The sequence below is a fragment of the Chamaesiphon polymorphus CCALA 037 genome (assembly GCF_003003845.1).
GTDB classification, from domain to species: domain Bacteria; phylum Cyanobacteriota; class Cyanobacteriia; order Cyanobacteriales; family Chamaesiphonaceae; genus Chamaesiphon; species Chamaesiphon polymorphus.
In genome coordinates, this window is record NZ_PVWO01000076.1 from 1 (window position 1) to 16,649 (window position 16,649).

Annotated in this window: 18 protein-coding genes and 1 pseudogene; 8 read left to right on the forward strand and 11 right to left on the reverse strand. The window is 40.9% G+C overall.

What is annotated here, in order from left to right; translation table 11 throughout:
• Positions 1–152 precede the first annotated feature (152 nt).
• The 10 genes and pseudogenes from C7B77_RS08295 to C7B77_RS08340 form a co-directional block, all read right to left on the reverse strand.
• Positions 153–737 (reverse strand): hypothetical protein, encoded by a 585-nt coding sequence (locus tag C7B77_RS08295; RefSeq protein ID WP_106302697.1) that lies wholly within the window; start codon positions 735–737, stop codon positions 153–155.
• A gap of 104 nt (positions 738–841) precedes the next feature.
• Positions 842–1,123 (reverse strand): type II toxin-antitoxin system RelE/ParE family toxin, encoded by a 282-nt coding sequence (locus C7B77_RS08300; protein ID WP_106302700.1) that lies wholly within the window; start codon positions 1,121–1,123, stop codon positions 842–844.
• Positions 1,120–1,347 (reverse strand): hypothetical protein, encoded by a 228-nt coding sequence (locus C7B77_RS08305; RefSeq protein ID WP_106302703.1) that lies wholly within the window; start codon positions 1,345–1,347, stop codon positions 1,120–1,122. Before C7B77_RS08305 ends, C7B77_RS08300 begins: the two co-directional genes overlap by 4 nt.
• A gap of 390 nt (positions 1,348–1,737) precedes the next feature.
• Positions 1,738–3,357 carry a tetratricopeptide repeat-containing S1 family peptidase gene (locus C7B77_RS08310; RefSeq protein WP_106302707.1) on the reverse strand — a complete coding sequence of 540 codons (1,620 nt, stop codon included), beginning with the start codon at positions 3,355–3,357 and terminating at the stop codon, positions 1,738–1,740.
• Between the two features lie 68 nt (positions 3,358–3,425).
• Positions 3,426–3,989, reverse strand: a complete 564-nt coding sequence (locus C7B77_RS08315; RefSeq protein ID WP_146138238.1) for a hypothetical protein — start codon at positions 3,987–3,989, stop codon at positions 3,426–3,428.
• Between the two features lie 197 nt (positions 3,990–4,186).
• Positions 4,187–4,933, reverse strand: coding sequence for a LamG domain-containing protein (locus tag C7B77_RS08320; protein WP_106302713.1), 747 nt, complete (start codon positions 4,931–4,933; stop codon positions 4,187–4,189).
• Positions 4,934–5,099: 166 nt separating this feature from the next.
• The gene (locus C7B77_RS08325) at positions 5,100–5,912 is read right to left on the reverse strand and encodes a hypothetical protein (protein ID WP_146138239.1); all 813 of its coding nucleotides are present in this window, start codon (positions 5,910–5,912) and stop codon (positions 5,100–5,102) included.
• Positions 5,913–6,120: 208 nt separating this feature from the next.
• Positions 6,121–6,696 (reverse strand): rhomboid family intramembrane serine protease, encoded by a 576-nt coding sequence (locus C7B77_RS08330; RefSeq protein WP_181243768.1) that lies wholly within the window; start codon positions 6,694–6,696, stop codon positions 6,121–6,123.
• A gap of 31 nt (positions 6,697–6,727) precedes the next feature.
• A complete protein-coding gene (locus C7B77_RS08335; protein WP_106302722.1) occupies positions 6,728–7,228 on the reverse strand; it encodes a hypothetical protein in 501 nt (166 codons plus the stop codon).
• A 323-nt stretch (positions 7,229–7,551) separates the two neighbouring features.
• Positions 7,552–7,674, reverse strand: a pseudogene (locus C7B77_RS08340) (IS1/IS1595 family N-terminal zinc-binding domain-containing protein); the annotation flags it as partial.
• A 443-nt stretch (positions 7,675–8,117) separates the two neighbouring features.
• Between C7B77_RS08340 and C7B77_RS08345 the strand changes: the two are divergent.
• The 4 genes from C7B77_RS08345 (at position 8,118) to C7B77_RS08360 (ending at position 12,197) form a co-directional block, all read left to right on the forward strand.
• Positions 8,118–9,425, forward strand: a complete 1,308-nt coding sequence (locus C7B77_RS08345; protein WP_106302724.1) for an AAA-like domain-containing protein — start codon at positions 8,118–8,120, stop codon at positions 9,423–9,425.
• A 2-nt stretch (positions 9,426–9,427) separates the two neighbouring features.
• Positions 9,428–9,841 carry a hypothetical protein gene (locus C7B77_RS08350; protein WP_106302727.1) on the forward strand — a complete coding sequence of 138 codons (414 nt, stop codon included), beginning with the start codon at positions 9,428–9,430 and terminating at the stop codon, positions 9,839–9,841.
• 24 nt (positions 9,842–9,865) lie between these two features.
• Positions 9,866–11,626 (forward strand): AAA-like domain-containing protein, encoded by a 1,761-nt coding sequence (locus tag C7B77_RS08355; protein WP_281261342.1) that lies wholly within the window; start codon positions 9,866–9,868, stop codon positions 11,624–11,626.
• A gap of 73 nt (positions 11,627–11,699) precedes the next feature.
• Positions 11,700–12,197: a GNAT family N-acetyltransferase gene (locus C7B77_RS08360; protein WP_219892043.1), complete on the forward strand. Its 498-nt coding sequence runs from the start codon at positions 11,700–11,702 to the stop codon at positions 12,195–12,197.
• A gap of 152 nt (positions 12,198–12,349) precedes the next feature.
• On the opposite strand, the gene C7B77_RS31365 is transcribed toward C7B77_RS08360, so the two are convergent.
• Positions 12,350–12,484 carry a carboxysome distribution maintenance protein McdB gene (locus tag C7B77_RS31365; RefSeq protein WP_281261341.1) on the reverse strand — a complete coding sequence of 45 codons (135 nt, stop codon included), beginning with the start codon at positions 12,482–12,484 and terminating at the stop codon, positions 12,350–12,352.
• Positions 12,485–12,662: 178 nt separating this feature from the next.
• Here C7B77_RS31365 and C7B77_RS08365 point away from each other — a divergent pair, with 178 nt between their 5' ends.
• The 4 genes from C7B77_RS08365 to C7B77_RS08380 all read left to right on the forward strand — a co-directional run.
• Complete coding sequence (locus C7B77_RS08365; protein WP_106302733.1) at positions 12,663–13,301, forward strand: nucleotide-binding protein; 639 nt, start codon at positions 12,663–12,665, stop codon at positions 13,299–13,301.
• A gap of 66 nt (positions 13,302–13,367) precedes the next feature.
• Entirely contained in the window at positions 13,368–13,649 is a 282-nt protein-coding gene (locus C7B77_RS08370; RefSeq protein ID WP_106302736.1) for a hypothetical protein, read from the forward strand.
• A 63-nt stretch (positions 13,650–13,712) separates the two neighbouring features.
• Positions 13,713–14,444: a hypothetical protein gene (locus tag C7B77_RS08375; RefSeq protein ID WP_106302739.1), complete on the forward strand. Its 732-nt coding sequence runs from the start codon at positions 13,713–13,715 to the stop codon at positions 14,442–14,444.
• 268 nt (positions 14,445–14,712) lie between these two features.
• Positions 14,713–16,649: phage/plasmid primase, P4 family (locus C7B77_RS08380; RefSeq protein WP_146138240.1), on the forward strand; the 1,937-nt coding region annotated here is incomplete at its 3' end.

A 16,649-nucleotide genomic window follows, 5' to 3' on the forward strand; every position in this document is an offset into this window, starting at 1 on the left:
ATTTCGGATTTGGTTTGATGTTTCGCTCGTTTGACCCCCACTCATCAGATAATTTTTCTGCGATTCATTTATTGCCAATTGCCGAATAACACAAATGAACTTTCTCATGTTTAAAATTTCTATTTATAAGGAACGATCTATCGAAACTTAGCTTACTTAAATTTCCCATCTGCATCACTTGAATTTTTACAAAATCTCTGGCGGAGACGATCGGATACATATTCACATAAGCCATTTTGGTTTAATTGCTGTCTGAATCGATCGTCACAATCTTTGCTTTCACCAGTTCCCGTCTGCAACATATTACTGTAACAAGTATAGTGTTGCTGGGTTGCTTCATTAGCCAGCTTTATTTTTTCATCTGAGGCATTGCTACTATACAGTTCGGGCAAATTTTGTTCGATGAAATTTCGCATGGTAGTACAGGCTTTGACCGTACCGTTGGTTTTAAAAAATTTAATCGATCGAGCCATTTTTAGTTCCATCGATTTTCCATACTTGCCATTGGGATTAAAGTCATCGAGATTGTAGCCGTATGCGCTGACGATCGAGTCTAGCGGCGCATCACCGCTCGATCGATATTTCTGAGGACATGAATTACCCACAGCAACTAACGTTGCTAAAACTGTGGTCATCTCATCCAGGGAGATCGATCGAGTTTGAGCGCGAACGGGCATATTTACCAAGGGGTAATTTGTTGCAACGGCAACTGCGATCGCTAAAATTAGTTGTTTCATAAATAATTAATGAATTAGCGATCGAATCGATCTGATGTTATGGAGATCGAACATCAGATATATTGAATAGAGATTGACAAATAAATGTCGATCTTATTTCTCTATTAATAGACTTCATCATGAGAACCAATGTTTAACAGCAGGATTGCCATCTCTCCTGTTTCTGGATCGGATAAAAATTCAAATAATATCCGATAACTATAATCGATAGAGCAAGACCATGTATCAGCTAATTCGCCCATTAATTTGTGTGTTTTTAAACTGGGATGATAAATATCCTCAACCATTTTTTGCAATGTTTGCTCGATCGATACTCGCAATTGTGGATTTCGCTTGACCAACCGCTTAAACGCTCGACTCGATTTTGGAGTCCACCCAATTTTCATGCTTCGTCTAACTCCGCCATGAAATCCCCAACCGAACCAAATCGGACGTTGCCAGCATGATATTCTTCGCGCACGGCTGCTATTTCGGATACTAACTCCTGTCGTTTTGTTTGCTGAATGCGTTGTTGCAATACTTCTAAAAGCATTAACCGCTCGTCTACAGACAATCGTTCGGCGGCTTCGATCGCTTGTTGGAATGCTGATTCGGTGTGTAAATTAGTCATATTTAGAAGATGTTTGGAAACAGGTCAAAAAGAGTTAAATTTTTCGGTTTTACCGAACATACTATGCTGAATTTAGGCTCAAATGCTCTCTAGCTAAGGGTTTAGCTCAAAAGATGCGTTGTTGTTAGATTTATTTGCCGCAAACTGCCTCACAGCAATCATTTTACGGTTTCGACATGGGGTTTTGTATGGCAAGTTCGGTAGATCACTTAATATTTACAATATAAATTTGTTTCGTGTCAGGTGAGTTGTCGGTTTGTCGATCGGCAGAATCTAGAAAATTCAAATAAATGACGATCAAATATGCTTGATTTCGCTGCACTCAACCCAATCTACAGAATGGGTTTGGGTCGATCGCTAACCAAACCCAAATTAAAACCCACATCATCCCTACCTTACACCCCAAGATTGCAGGACTGTAAGGGTAAATTCTAAAAGCTGGGTATTGCCCTGTGATTTGGCTAACTCAGCAGCTTTTTGAGTATCGGCAATTCCACCAGATCGAGCGTTCAATTTGATATATTTCAACCTTCCTCTTGCTCCATAGGCTTGTGCAAAGTTCGGATCGAGGGCGATGGCTTGGTCATAGTCAGCCAGGGCACCGCGATCGTCGTTAAGGTCGTATGTCTTCAGATTTGCCCGATTGTTGTAGGCTAGTGCAAAGTTCGGCTTGAGGGCGATGGCTTGGTTATAGTCAGCCAGGGCACCTTGGGCATCGTTGAGTTTGATTGTCTTCAGATTTGCGCGATTGTAGTAGGCAACTGCAAATTTCGGATCGAGGGCGATGGCTTGGTTATAGTCAGTCAGGGCACCTTGGGCATCGTTGAGTTTGTCTTCCTTCAGAATTGCACGATTGTAGTGGGCTAGTGCAAAGTTCGGATTGAGGGCAATGGCTTGGTTATAGTCAGCTAGCGCACCTTGGGCATCGTTGAGTTGGTTTTTCTTCAGAAGTCCCCGATTGTTGTAGGCTCGTGCAAAGTTCGGATTGAGGGCGATGGCTTGGTTATAGTCAGCTAGACTTAACCGATATTCCTTTAGCTGTGCGTATATAAAAGCGCGTAAGAAGTAAGTGATCGTATAGCGCGGATTGAGACGAATCGTTTGACTGAATGCTTGGATTGCTTGCTGTTTGCCAGCTCGAATATCGTCGCCTGGTTCTACCCATTTATTAAATCCAGCAATAAAGTATTCGTCAGCAGTATTAGTGACTGCTGCTGATGCTGGAGTGGTGGGATCTTCATCGCCCAATTTTATCCCCTGCTGGGCTAACCTCTCAACTACCCAGCGCACCGGAATTCCTCGGTTATAGCCGATCTTGCTACCTATTTCGCTACGAGTGGTGTTCCTAACCGATTTTGAAACCTCCGGTAACTCGGTATTGTCCCGATATCTCTCCCCTTGTCCGTGGATGGCGACGATGCGACCATTGTTGTCGAATACGCCGCCACCGCTCATGCCTGGTTGCGTCTGGGCATCATAGATTACTGTATAACCGCCTCGATCTTCAGTCAGGCGTTTTTTGACTACCGCCATCGCATCTCCATCATTAAATGAGAAACCGCGCGGTTCGGCGGGATAGCCAGATGTGTAAACGCGATCGCCGACTTTGAGGCTGCTTGGTGGGGCGATTTGGGCGATTTGATAGGGAGTGTTACTGCTAAATTGGATCGTTGCCAGATCGAGATCTTTGCTCAAAATCTTGACAGCAGTGGCGGGAACTTGGAGCGAACTACCGTTGCCAAATTTGAGTTGGAATGTCTCTGTGGATAGTGGCATCGAGCAAGTTCGCTTCTTGCCACAGACAACGTGCCGATTGGTAATGAGGGTGTAAAGATTGCCTTGCTGGTGGACGAGAACGCCAGAACCGAGCGATCTATCTTTGACGAGATTAATTTCCACTGTAACGGCTTTAGCGATCGATTGAATTTCGGCGGGCGTTTGGGCTGTGGCGGTATCTACGATGCAAACTATGACAACAGTAGTACAAAGGAGGAATGAGGGAAATTTCACGATGGCACCTTTAGCTGATAATGTTGGAGTAAATTCAATACGATCTTTGACAAGGTGATCTCATATTCCTAATAGCAGCGATCGTAATTTAAACTAATTTGAGTAATGCGATCGCCATTAGTCTTAAATGACAGTGTTGATATCGTTCCATAAACCAGTCTGCCTTCAATTTGACCCGACTCATATTTAGCATATACTTTCTTTGCTTTAGCTATAGAGTCACCTACTCGAATACCTTCGCTAGTGGCAAGAGATGGATTGGAAGTTGTAATGTTCTCGATCGCAGCACTGTTCGGATTTTTGCCAAGCAAACTAACTTCAGTTTTACTATATTTAAATGTGACGATATAGTTTCCAGAAGTGCCACAATTATCATCGATCGAGACTTTCTGCTTTTGCTGAAGAGGTGTACCAAGAATTTTCCTTACTTTATTTATATTCATATTCAGCTTTAATCTACCAATAGAAGTTTTGTCTGCATCAAGATCGAACTGTCTTTTCTGACTAACCACAGCAACGCTTTTTTCGGAAAGCTTACTATTTATGTGGTGTGTATTTCCAACGGATATAGACGATATACCGATCGTCAGACCTAGTACTGTCAATGTTGGTAATGTGAGATTTATTTTCATGATTGCAGTTAGTTTGATATTTTCATTCGATAATCCGAATCGATCCTTTTGGAACCTTCTTAAATGACAACACTGCTGCCACAAGCAATCAACCGTCAACCCAACACATCTAGGGCGATCGAACATCAGATATATTCAATAGATATTGATAAATAAATGTCGATCGGATCTGTTGGGCTTCGCTGTAATCAACTAGTTTAAGAATCGCCTTCTTTGAAAAGTTCTTGAACTTCAGAAGTGGAAAGAGATCGATTATAAATCTTAACCTCATCAATTACACCTGATAATCCAGACTGATCGCCTACTGTTTGAAAATAGCCACCAATTCTCATAGGAAAGTCACCACCGCGAACATTATTTCCAGTATAAGGACACTCCGATATCTTTTTTCCATTAATATAGATCGACATCTTATGTTTTTTTGCATCAATCACTCCAGCAAAATGAACAAATGTATTTAACTGATACACGTTACTAGGAGAGTTACAAATCTCCTGGCTGCTGCTACCTTTTGATGTAGATGTTAAATGCACACCTCGATTACTCGTTGCCCACAAGGTAAATACTCTGTCATTAAAACCACTACTAGTTGGCTGCCCTCCAGCTACATAAATTAAAGAGGAATAAGCAGTATTGTAACCAGTAACTTTAGCCCAGGCAGATGCAGAAATACCTTTTGATGAGGTGACAATTGGGCTGTGAGGTACCTCCATGTATGATGAAGAAATACCTGTTAACTCTAGACCTTTACCCTTAACTCCCGATACAAAAGTGCCGTCAGAGATTGAACCATCTTTGCGATATTGTGAACTATCCTTAGCATTTTCTTCAAAGGAGTAATTAGCCAATAATCCATCACTCAGTTTAGCAAATGCTGTGCTGAAAGAAATTAATAATAGTGCAAATGTTGAGGCGGTGATTGAAAATATACTCAGCTTGTACATAATTTGCTTCGATAGTATTGTAATCGTAGTTTGAATTAATGAAGGAACCCCAACTCATCTGGGGCGATCGAACATCATATATATTCAAGAGAGATTAACAAATAAATGAAGATCGGATCGGTTGGATTTCGCTGCACTCAATCCAACCTACGGATGAGAACTCTTACTATCTTGTAGGAATTTTTTTGACTGGGATATCAGTTAAGGTAAGTGTAAACTGACTATTTTTTTCTTTTCCATATACCACCAAGGGGATATTAACGCCTACGCTTTTGGTTGCCGACTGAGAAATTCCAGTACAGTTTATTGCAGCAATAGTTGCTTTTCCTTTTGATTTTAATACGGAGAACGCTGATTCTTTGTTTTCTTCAGCAACAACGTACTTAAGTCCCTGAAAATCACAATTTCCTGCTTCTCCAGAATCAGAAATTACTGTCACGGTTCCATTTCCTAGTTGAAGATTTGCCAGTAATAAAGTTCTTCCACTTATATTTTCAATAAGGACGTTTGCTGACAACCTTCCACCTTGATTAAACGAAGCATTCAATCCTCTTGCTCTAATGAGATCGTCTTCATACCCTGGACGGCTTGCTTGAGCGATCGATCTTTCCTCACTAGTCGATTCTGTTTTTTCCTCAGTACTGGAATTTGAGCTAATTTGCTCGTTGCAAACTCGATCGAGCATTTTTTTCGTAGCTTGAGATTGAGGTTTATTTACTTGGGTATTGGCAGAGGTAGTCCAAGTTTGATCGCTACAATTTGCTTTGCTGGCTAGTTTCTTATCTCCCAAGTAATAGATAAAATTTGTACCGTTATCGCTAGTTCTGGAAATCGAGCAAGTATCTAAATTTACTTTTTGCCCCGTTACTGAAATGCCAGTATAGTAGTTACATGACTGCGCTGTTACTGCTGGTGCGTTCCCAGCTAATGACGAACTGACAATCGCCAAAATTCCGCAGGCTGAAGCTAACTTTTTCATTGTAGATTCCTTAATTAATTTGAATTGTTGTCGATCGAATATGCCAAAAGATTGACGCGATCGACGATCGATAAGCATAAAGATATCATTGGTCGATCGATCGATGCTGTTATTACATAAACTATTTAGGATTGAAATATTGGGTATTCGATCGCTCTCTAAATTAGCGATTTTTCCCCTGAATCGAGATACTTTGGGTATAAAATAGCTACTTCCGGTACACTAGCCTAGCTGCCCAAATACCACCCACACATCCACACAAGATGCTTCCTGGCCAGATAGCAAGTTCGATCGCAGGTAAATTCGTTCTGACGATCCAGTAAGCACAGCCAATTGCCAGAGCCTCAAACGCCGAACTCCACAAGCGGCGATCGAAGTAGTAGAGTGCGAATAAATAGCTGATATAACCATTAATCAGGGGAGCAGCACCGATGAAATATACGAATGATGAGTCCGCAGCAGGGCCAACGATCCAAGCGGACGAGCCGCCCAGTACCAAACAAATCAGCGAGACGATCGTAAAATTGGCGATCGCTTGTTCCATAATCAGCCAGCCGAGAGCCACAAAGGGAATAGTATCGACGATTAAATGAGTATAGTTGCTATGTAAAAAGGGTGCGAATAAAATCCCGCGTAAACCGATCGGATCGCGCGGGAGGATGCCAAACTGAAGCAGTTCGTGATGATAAAAATATATATCTAGGGTGGTAACTCCCCAAGCCAGAGCGACGAGCGCGCCTAAGATCTGAATTTTTGTGATGTTGCGATTGGCAGTTTTTGTCATGAGTTTGTGCTGTTGTGATGGAATAATTAATTTAAGGTACAGTCTTTGGTTTGCTAGAGAGCCGCCAACCATTTTCAGTTTTGATGAAAGTCACACTGTCCTTCGTGTTGTAACTATCACCTGCCTTGAACTCACCGTATGCCAAACCGAGTACACCTATGCCAATGCCTGCTCCTATCCCAGCAGCAGCCCCAGCAGTATCTTCTAGCGAAGGGGCTGTGCTTGCGGTTGGTGTGCCCTGTTTTACAAGTGCATCAATAGTGGGTTTGGTTTGCTTGGCCAAATCTGCCCAGCCGATCTTAAAAGCCCAGTCATATTCAATATCCACGGTATAAGTATTAGGATTTTGCTCGTAACCATTGGTTTTGTGTAAATTTTTGATTTCAACTAGCTCGCTCGCTCCATTACTAAGTAGCAGGGGCTTCACTTGCTCGTTTAGTTCGTTATCACCAGGAAGACTGGAATTGCCCACAAATGGGATGGCGCAACTCGACAACATCAGTACCAAGGGCAGCACAATAAATTTTTTCATACATCTTCTCGTTTGTTTAGAAATAGCAAAATATTTAAGATAATTGCCAATACGAATATCAAAACCAAAGCTCTGAATCTCAGTCTGTAATCTGCTCGAAAGGTAACACCATCGCTACCGCCTTAACGTTCTATCTGGTGACAACAAACTTCAATAAATATATCATGAGAGAATATATCGATCGGGATAGATGTAGTTAATTTTTATTTAGTAAAGGATAGAGAAAAATCAAATAACTAATTTGTCAAATATCTGTGTTTAAATTTACAGATGTCGAGAATTTTTAGAGTGAATGTATCGGGATCGATCGGTTTCCACTGTGGATCGTCCACAAACTGTCTCCCGCAGTCACGACATCGATAGTTTTGTTTGCCTCGGCGGGTTCTGCCATTTTTGACGATGTTTTGAGAACCGCAGCGCGGACAAATCGGCGCAGACTCACTCATCGATATCTCTTATGCAATCCATGCGGTTGCCTCCTTGGTTAAATGGCTGTATCGGTCGATCGAATCGATACAGCCATCATATTTCGAGTGTTTAGTCGATCGGGATCAAGTTAGTAAAAGCTATCATCAGTAACTCGATCGATATTTGTAGTAATTTACACAAGTGAGTTATAGTTGGTTCGTGACAGACGATCCTAGACTTTAGGACAAGACAACTTGCTCAATATTTCTAGATTTTTACAATTTTTTAATTACGACATCTGTTAGTGGTAGCTCACAAATGAGCGATGGCAGCTAGGAATGTGAGAAAAAACTCACAACGGTCAAAAACTGCTAAATTGTTGGTACAACAGTTACATCCGCTCGCTAACTCCATCCCGTTTGCAAACCTCTGTGACACAAACAGTGAGACGAGAAGAGAATCGATCGAAAGGTGAGAAAACATGAATCCTCAAGAGTTTGATGCAAGGTATTTAGAAATTACCAAATATCAACGACCAGTTCTAAATGGATTTTTACAAGGCGATAGCGATGCAGAGATAGCGACTAGAATAGGCAGTACTCCAGCAAACGTTCGCCAACATCTACGGAAAATTTGTCAAATTTTTGGGATTGGCAATTTACCTGGAGAATCCGAACGCTATCGTCATGACTTAGTAGATTTATTTATCGATCGCAAACCCGAACTAGTTGCAGATACCTGGAAACAAAAACTATCGATCGAGCAGCCACAAATATCGATTAATTACCCTAGCGGAGCAGTTCCATTAGATCGCGGCGCATACATCGAACGCGGCTCGATCGAGACAGAGATCGAGAAATATATAAGCGAACCCAGAGCGTTAATTCGCGTTCTGGCACCCAGCAAATTTGGCAAAACATCATTGTGCTTCAGAATTAAAGCCTACGCCCAGGCACAGGGGTATCGAGCGGTTTATATCAATCTCAAACAGTCATTCGATCGAGATAGTTTAAATAGCTTTGAAATATTTCTCCAACATTTTTGCAATCTCATTAGTGAGGAACTAGATTTATCTTCAGATAACAGTTGGAACAATAATCTCGTACCAAGGAGTAATTGCGATCGACACATCGAGAAAATCTTAAAGCAATCGGAAACACCGCTATTGCTGATACTAGATGGAGTCGAGTCAGTTTATACTGCCGATAATGTCAATCAGAATTTCTTTCAAATGCTGAGAAGCTGGCATGATAAAGGAGCGGATTCTCAAAAAGAGCAATGGAAAAAAATTCGACAATTAATTGTCTACTCTAGTGAGAATTATGGAAAACTCGATCTGGCAAGATCGCCTTTTAATATTGGCAGATTCCGTGAATTAACAGAATTTGATGAATCTAATATTCTCGAACTCGCAAAAAAATATGGATTGAATTGGGATCGAGATCGCAGTTCAGAATTAAGATCGTTAGTTGGCGGACATCCTTACCTAGTCAACTTAGCACTATATCATTTTGCTTCAGATCGGGAATTTACACTCGATCGACTTTTCAGTGAGACTCAAGACTATCTTTGCTCTCTTACCGATCTATTGCAGCGAAACTCCGAACTCAAATTAGCATTACAAAACTCGATCGATTCTTCAGCAGGAATATTTCGACTTGAAAGACAACATAAATGGGTGCTTTATAGTATGGGAGTAATTAAGGAAGAAAATTCTAGAGTTGGGATTCGCTGTAAATTATACGATCGATACTTTCAAAACTATTTTGCACTCGAATCTGAGGAATAATTATGTCTGCCAGTCATTATTATCATGATGCAGGTGGTGCTTTGCCTCCAAATCACCCTACTTATATCGAACGCAAAGCAGATGTGGATCTGTTTAACGCACTTAAAAATGGAGAATTTTGTTATGTATTAAATGCCAGACAAATGGGTAAGTCAAGCTTGCGAACGAGAACGATGGAGCGATTGTTAGCCATAGGATCGATATGCACATCTATCGATCTTGGAGATTTAAACGAGCTTGGTAATATAAATACTGACGACCGAGGGCAGATGAAATGGTATCTATCCTTCTTGTCAGAATTAGTTAAAAATTTCAATCTTTTAGATTCAGATGAAGAACTAGAATGGATCGATAATAACATTCATCGACCACCAAATATCCTATTGACAAGATTTTTCGAGGAAGTACTATTTTAAAATTCAGGTCGAGATAAAATAGTTATCTTTCTTGATGAAATAGATGTCCTAATTTCAAAAAGCTTCAAGAATGAATTTATCGGATTCATTCGGAGTTGCTATAATAGAAGAGCCGATCGTCCAGACTTTAATCGTGTTGCTTTTTGTCTATTGGGAGTCGTTGCTCCTGCTGATTTGATTGGCGATATCAAACAGACTTTTAATATTGGTAAAGACATCGGACTAGCAGGACTAGAATTTGAGATAGCTGAAGCATCATTTTTGCAGGGTCTACTCGGCAAGGTAAATAACCCGAAAGAATGTGTGAGTCAAATTTTTGACTGGACAGGTGGTCAGCCATTTCTCACCCAAAAGCTATGTCAATTGGCATCTGAAAATTCAGAAAATAATAATATAAATATTAGCACTTTTGTCGAGGATAATATTTTAAAAAACTGGGGTTCAAAATCTTATTTAATTAAAGAACACTTGCAAAATATTAGCAACTATTTACTGGCAACCGATCGAGGAAGCGATCCCATTTCACTACTCATTATTTTAGGAGAAATTCTCGATAACAAATCGATAAAATACAATTCGCAAGATACCGAGCACACACAACTAAAATTGTCGGGAATAATCAAGGTCGATTCAGGAAACATCGAAATTTTCAATAAATTGTATTTTCAAGTTTTTAATAAAAGTTGGATTGAAGAACGACTAAATTGCTTACCCAAGACTTGGTTTCCCCAAGAAAACTTACAAGATCTGACTTATTCAGCACCACCTTCTATATTAATGCAGCATGTAATCAAACTTTTAGACAAGGAGTTATTCGTTGTAGTAATTTGTCTTTTGTCTATCGTGCTAGTATCTTTATATAGTTCTTATTATTTATTTTCTAGTCCAGCGTGGAGCAATAATTTTAATCGAGGTGGAACTGGAGCATATATTGAATTTATTCGGAGTACTTTTTTAATCTTATTTGCTGCTTATTCATTTAATGACTTATTTCAAGAAGAGACAAGAGAAATTCTTACCCTCGATCGTCTGTGGTGGATTCGGACTTGTCTGGGGGTATTAGGCTTTCTATTTGTAATTTTTATATCTATCCATCATTTATATTTAGGCCCAATAAATTTAGCAAATAAGCAACCATTACTAAATCATCTATCATGGTTTGAAAATTATTATCTTCCCTATTTGTTTTTTCTCCCCTGTGCCTTGGTTAATTTTGTAGCTATTGGTATACCTACAGTAGCCGTGACAATATATAGTTCGATTGTAAATATCTCAACCAACATTAAAAGTATCAGAATTTTTGATAAATCCATGAATAAAACTAAAAGTTATATTCAGAGTTACCCTTTGTCAGATCGAGACAAAGAAGATATTAATGAGCAAATGATGGATGCTTTTCAAGATTTGTTTACCTCTTTTCTGAAAGACTTCACTCGATATTTTACATTGTTTTTGGGTGTCATCCTATTATTTGTGTTTGAATTGAATCTTGGCAGAAAAACTTTGGAGCAAACTCCCCTAGCATTAACTTTAATAGATTATTCATTCTGCTGGATTTCATTGATCGTGATTTTCTTTCTAGGAATAGGCGAATATCAAAAGATATTTAGAGATGTCCGCGATCTGTTGGTCAAAATTAAAAGCGATTATCGAGTTTTTGAAAATGAATACAATCTAATCAGGTTGATAAGAAGAGGAGTGTTAAACGTTAGAAATAAAAAATATATTTATGCTTTATTGGTTGTCATGACTGTTCTATCAATAGTTCTCTATAACATAGATTGACTACAAAATAAATTTTACAATGCAGAAAAATATGATAAATATCACCAAACGTAGAATTGATGAATCAGAGGCAATGCTTGCTATCGAAGCAATTAAGTATACACCGAATATTGTCGGATACACACGAAAAGAATGGTTGAAATGCGAACATATCATCATAGCAGAAGATGAAAGAGGTCAAATGCTTGGTGCTTGCTTGAACTATGACTTCGCTGAAAAATGGACGAAAATTGCCGCCTTATATGTTTTTGATGAATTTAGAGGGAGAGGAATTGGCAGATCGTTATTTTATAAATCGTTTGATGATGCCACAAACAGACATAAAAATGTCTATACAATCAGTCGCAATCCTACCGTCATCAAGATGATGAATGAGCTTAATTTTACAACATTCGATAGCTTTTTAAACTTTCCCGATCGGTTTCAACCCGATCTATTAGATTTCTACATTCATTCTTTACAATGGTTGGCATCTCCTTACCGCATTCAAGAAATAGTTCGTAAACAAATTGCTTTCCCATCTCAACAAGATTTTATTTATGGATTGAAATCTAATGTTAAATATTGTTAGCTCTTAGATATAAATATGCTTATTCCCCCTTTTGGAGGATTTAGGCAAATAACCCCTGCTAGTATTGCCACAGAATTATCCCTACTACTCTTGAGTGATTGTGAAGAGTTGGATGTCAGGATAAAACGGAATTTTGGCGATATTCCCGATTATTAATTAGACAATCGCTGCACCATCGTCAAGGCGCGTTTGTGGTTGGCTGCTGACGTTCTTTTGCGCTGACGTTCTCTTGCTTCAACTAGTACACGCTCCCGTAATTGTGGGTCGCCGATCACCTCCAGCCACATGGACTTAGAAGCTCATTTCGATGATGAGTAGTCACTCCAATCATTTTGCCCGACCCGATCGGGACGAGCGATCGGCGAACTTTGATTTAATGGTATTTAAATGGCATCACTAAAATGCTTATGAAAGGTTAATAATGATATATTTAATATGTCAAAATAATATTTTTTAGAGGTCAAGATGATCCTAGTATGTGGCGGCATCAAAGGTGGGGTCGGCAAAACAACTTTGGCAACTAGCATGGTAGTGTTGCGTTCGGCTACCGGACGAGATGTGCTGTTGGTCGATGCTGACGACCAAGCAACTGCAACAGATTTTACAGCCGTCAGAACTGAGTCGCTTACAAGTGCGGGGTATACCTCGATCCAGTTACATGGAGCTGCCGTGCGGAATGAGGTTCTCAAACTAGCTCCCAAGTATGACGATATCGTGATTGATGTCGGCGGTCGGGATACGGCAGGTCAAAGAGCGGCTTTACTTGTCGCCGATGTCTATGTAGTTCCGTTTTTACCAGGAAGCTTCGATGTGTGGACGTTAGACAGTGTGGGCACATTAGTAGAAGAAGCTAAAGCCTTTAATGACAAGCTCAAAGCTGTGTGTGTAATCAATCGGGCTGATGCCAAAGGTTCGGACAATCAGGATGCCGCCGAAATTGCTAGTGAGATTCCAGGGTTGGTTTATATCGATGCGCCACTGGGAAACCGCAAGGCATTTCGGGCAGCAGCAGCGCAGGGATTGGCGGTAACAGAGATGAAGCCACAAGATGCTAAAGCGATTTCTGAGTTGAATAGGCTATTTCAACATCTTTTTAGCATTTAAGTGATATCATTTAAATGCTAAAAAGATGTTATTATAGAGTTATTAAAAGGCTAAAATAAGGCTAGAATGGCGATTACACGTAAACCAAGAGCTACAACCGCAGATAATTTTATTGAGAATGGTGGTTCGGCGGCAATCGGTTCCGAGCTACAACAACAACTTTCTGAATTACCATTAAAAGGTCAAAGAGGACGACCCAAACGCGAAAAAGAAGAAGAGACTGGCGTAAAATTGCGCTTGCCAACTAGCTTATTAGCGAGGATCGATACTTCAGTGGAGAGTCGCAAGCCGATCCTAAGTAGGCATCAATGGATACTTGAAGCAATTTATGAAAAGCTCGATCGGTAGTGACAATTTTCAGAAGACTTATTAACATCTAAAAAGATACTGTTTGATTCAGATGAGGCTATTGTGCTTGAAAATAACTATACTTCATGGCTGGAAGCATTATTTCAAAAGGGAGAAAAACCATATTTACAAAATCATGAAGCGTTAGATTATTTAAAAAAAATCCAGTCTTGGTATAATGCAGCAATTGCCGGAGGTGGTGGCGCAGCGATTGTTGGTACTGTTGCTGCGCCACCCATAGCCTTAATTGGAAGTTTGATCGGTTTAACTATAATTGAGCTTTCGCGACGAGTAGATCGATTAGTTTCTGTAATCGAAGAATTATTAAAAATTGATGGAATTACAATCACTCCTAGTGTAAAGACGGCTGAAGGAATCATCGATCTATTTGTAATGATGCCAGACCGAAGATGTTTTGCTTTCGCGCTTAAATCTAATAAAGATTCGCGGGTTAAATGGCGAGAAGATCGACAAGATTTTTTCGCTATTACACCCAGAAAAAACAAAGCAGCTAGAGTAAAAAAATGGTCTGACTTAATTAAGACAGGTCAAGATTTAAATGTCAAAACACTTGCTTTCAAAAAAGAGAAGAGCTATTTACTAAAAGGGAGTAAAAATATCATCACAAAAGCCATCGTGCTGACCAGCAAAACAACAGTAGACCCAAACAACGATCCAGCTCTATTTGTTGATTTTGGACAGACCACGGCCTTGCGCGTTCATGCCGGATCTTATATCTATGTACTGGAGCAAGCAAAAATTCTAGATTTCCTGGCTCCTGTGGAGAAGTCTTAGAGATAGGGCATAATAAGTAGTATCCAAAAACTAAAAACCCTCTGCCCACACTTGTGAGGAGAGGTTGATTAGCAGTCCATTAAACAAATAACGACCTTGCGTCACCGGAACATTCACTTCCGACAACATAAACACGAAAATGATTATGTTGATATTATACCCAAAAATGATGTGTAGTATAAACTCTCACTAGAGTCTAGTTCAAAAACTCGACTGTAATGAGGGCTTCAGAAGGAAAATCCGGTGATTCAGCGAGTGCTTCACCTAGATGACTACAAACAACTTCGCATTTGCCTTACAGACTGAATTAGACCGCTCGGCGATCGCTGCTGATATCGCCGAACTAAATACTCGCTACTTAGAACGCGAACACGCTCTCAACGAATTATGTTGGGGACTAGAGAGTGAAGAACGCCGGAACGATGGCAGAGTCAGAGATAAATGGATTTCTCAATACAACCACGTCCAACAAGGCGGACTAGCCTTTTATGGTGTCGATCCGCTCACAGGAGAGCGGACGAGTTGCCTGAGCTTCAAGCCGCTACACCCCAAGCCGGATCGCAAATATGAAAACCCTCCGAAAGTCAGTGCCCAGGCGATTTACCCAGCAGTAACTTATCGCGTCTGGCAACTGGTTAGTCAGCAGTTTAATTTGCCTTTGCCCACAGATGTAACGATCGCCGATCCTGCGGCAGAAGCTAAAGAATTTTGGCTGTGGGTAATTCAAAATAATCTTCCGGTAATTGTGACCGAAGGAGCCAAAAAAGCTTACTCAGCAATGAGTTACGGCTTCCCCACCATTGCCCTAACCGGACTGTGGAACTGGACTGACACCAGTAAAGACGAAAATGGCAAGACCAAAAAATATAACTTAATTCCGTCCCTCCAGCCGATTGCCACCCCAGATCGCGCGATTCATATCGCCCTCGATCGCGATAAAAAAGCAGCAGCAAACAAGGCGGTGATTCAATCTCGCTCGGCATTAGCCCAATGCTTAATCGAACGAGGGGCTAAACCATACTCTATTCCTTGGGACAGCGATTACAAAGGCTTAGACGATCTGATCGCTGGCTGTGGCATCGAGGCATTAGATCGGGCATCAGCCAAAGCCGAAGCACTCACAGGCGAACAGCCCAACTTCAAGCAAAAACCCGCGCCGAACATTTTGGCTGAAAAAATCGCCAAAGAGCTACGGGATAAGCTGCTATTTGATGTTGGCGGTAAACTCTGGCGATTTTACGAGGGTGGGGTCTGGCATGAAAAGACGATCGAAGAAATCGAACGATTTTTTTACGAACGGGTCTGTGTGGACGTTCCCGAAAATCTGCCCAGCTATATCGAAAATGTCATTAAGGTGGCAAAGTGGAAACTACTCCAACCCGTATGGACTGAGGTTTCGGGGCTAGAATTTATCCCTTTCAAAAATGGGGTCTGGGATGTGAAAAACCGAAAGTTACTACCACATCACCCTAGTTTTCTCCTGACGTGGAAATTGACCCGTGACTATCCGACTGTGGCGGGGCTAGAGTTTCCCAGTATCGATCGCTTCTTGACTCAAGTTACCAAGGGAAATCAGCAACTTAAAAACATTCTGATTGCTGCTTGTAATGCCGTGCTATTAGGGCGGTCTGACCTCCAAAAAGCGATTTATTTAGTAGGTGGTGGCGGTAACGGGAAAGGGTCTTTCCTGCGGCTGCTAGAGATGTTAGTCGGATTGGGCAACTGCCATAGCACGACCTTGCACGACCTCTGTGAGAATAATTTCGAGTTAGCTAATATCTATAAAAAGCGACTGATCCTCTGCCCCGATGAAGATAAGCGAGTCGGCGGTTTATCTCGATTCAAATCGATTACAGGCGGCGACTCGATTCGAGGTGAGAAAAAAGGTAAGGATGCGTTCAGGTTCAGATATGAGGGGATGGTGGCAATCGCCTCAAACGACCCGATCTTTTTGGGAGATAGCAGCTACGGTTTATCACGGCGGCTAATTACCATCCCGTTTAAGTATCAAGTCCCTACTCACGAACGGCGCGATCTGACGGCGGAATTCGAGGCAGATCTCCCCGCGTTTACATCCTATCTGCTGTCTCTAGATGAAGATGCCGTTAAATCCATCTTGCTCGGTAGTAGCAATGTCGCTGAGGTCAGGGAAACCGAATGGGATCTAACTACCCGTACCGATTCGATCGCGGCATTCTATGACGA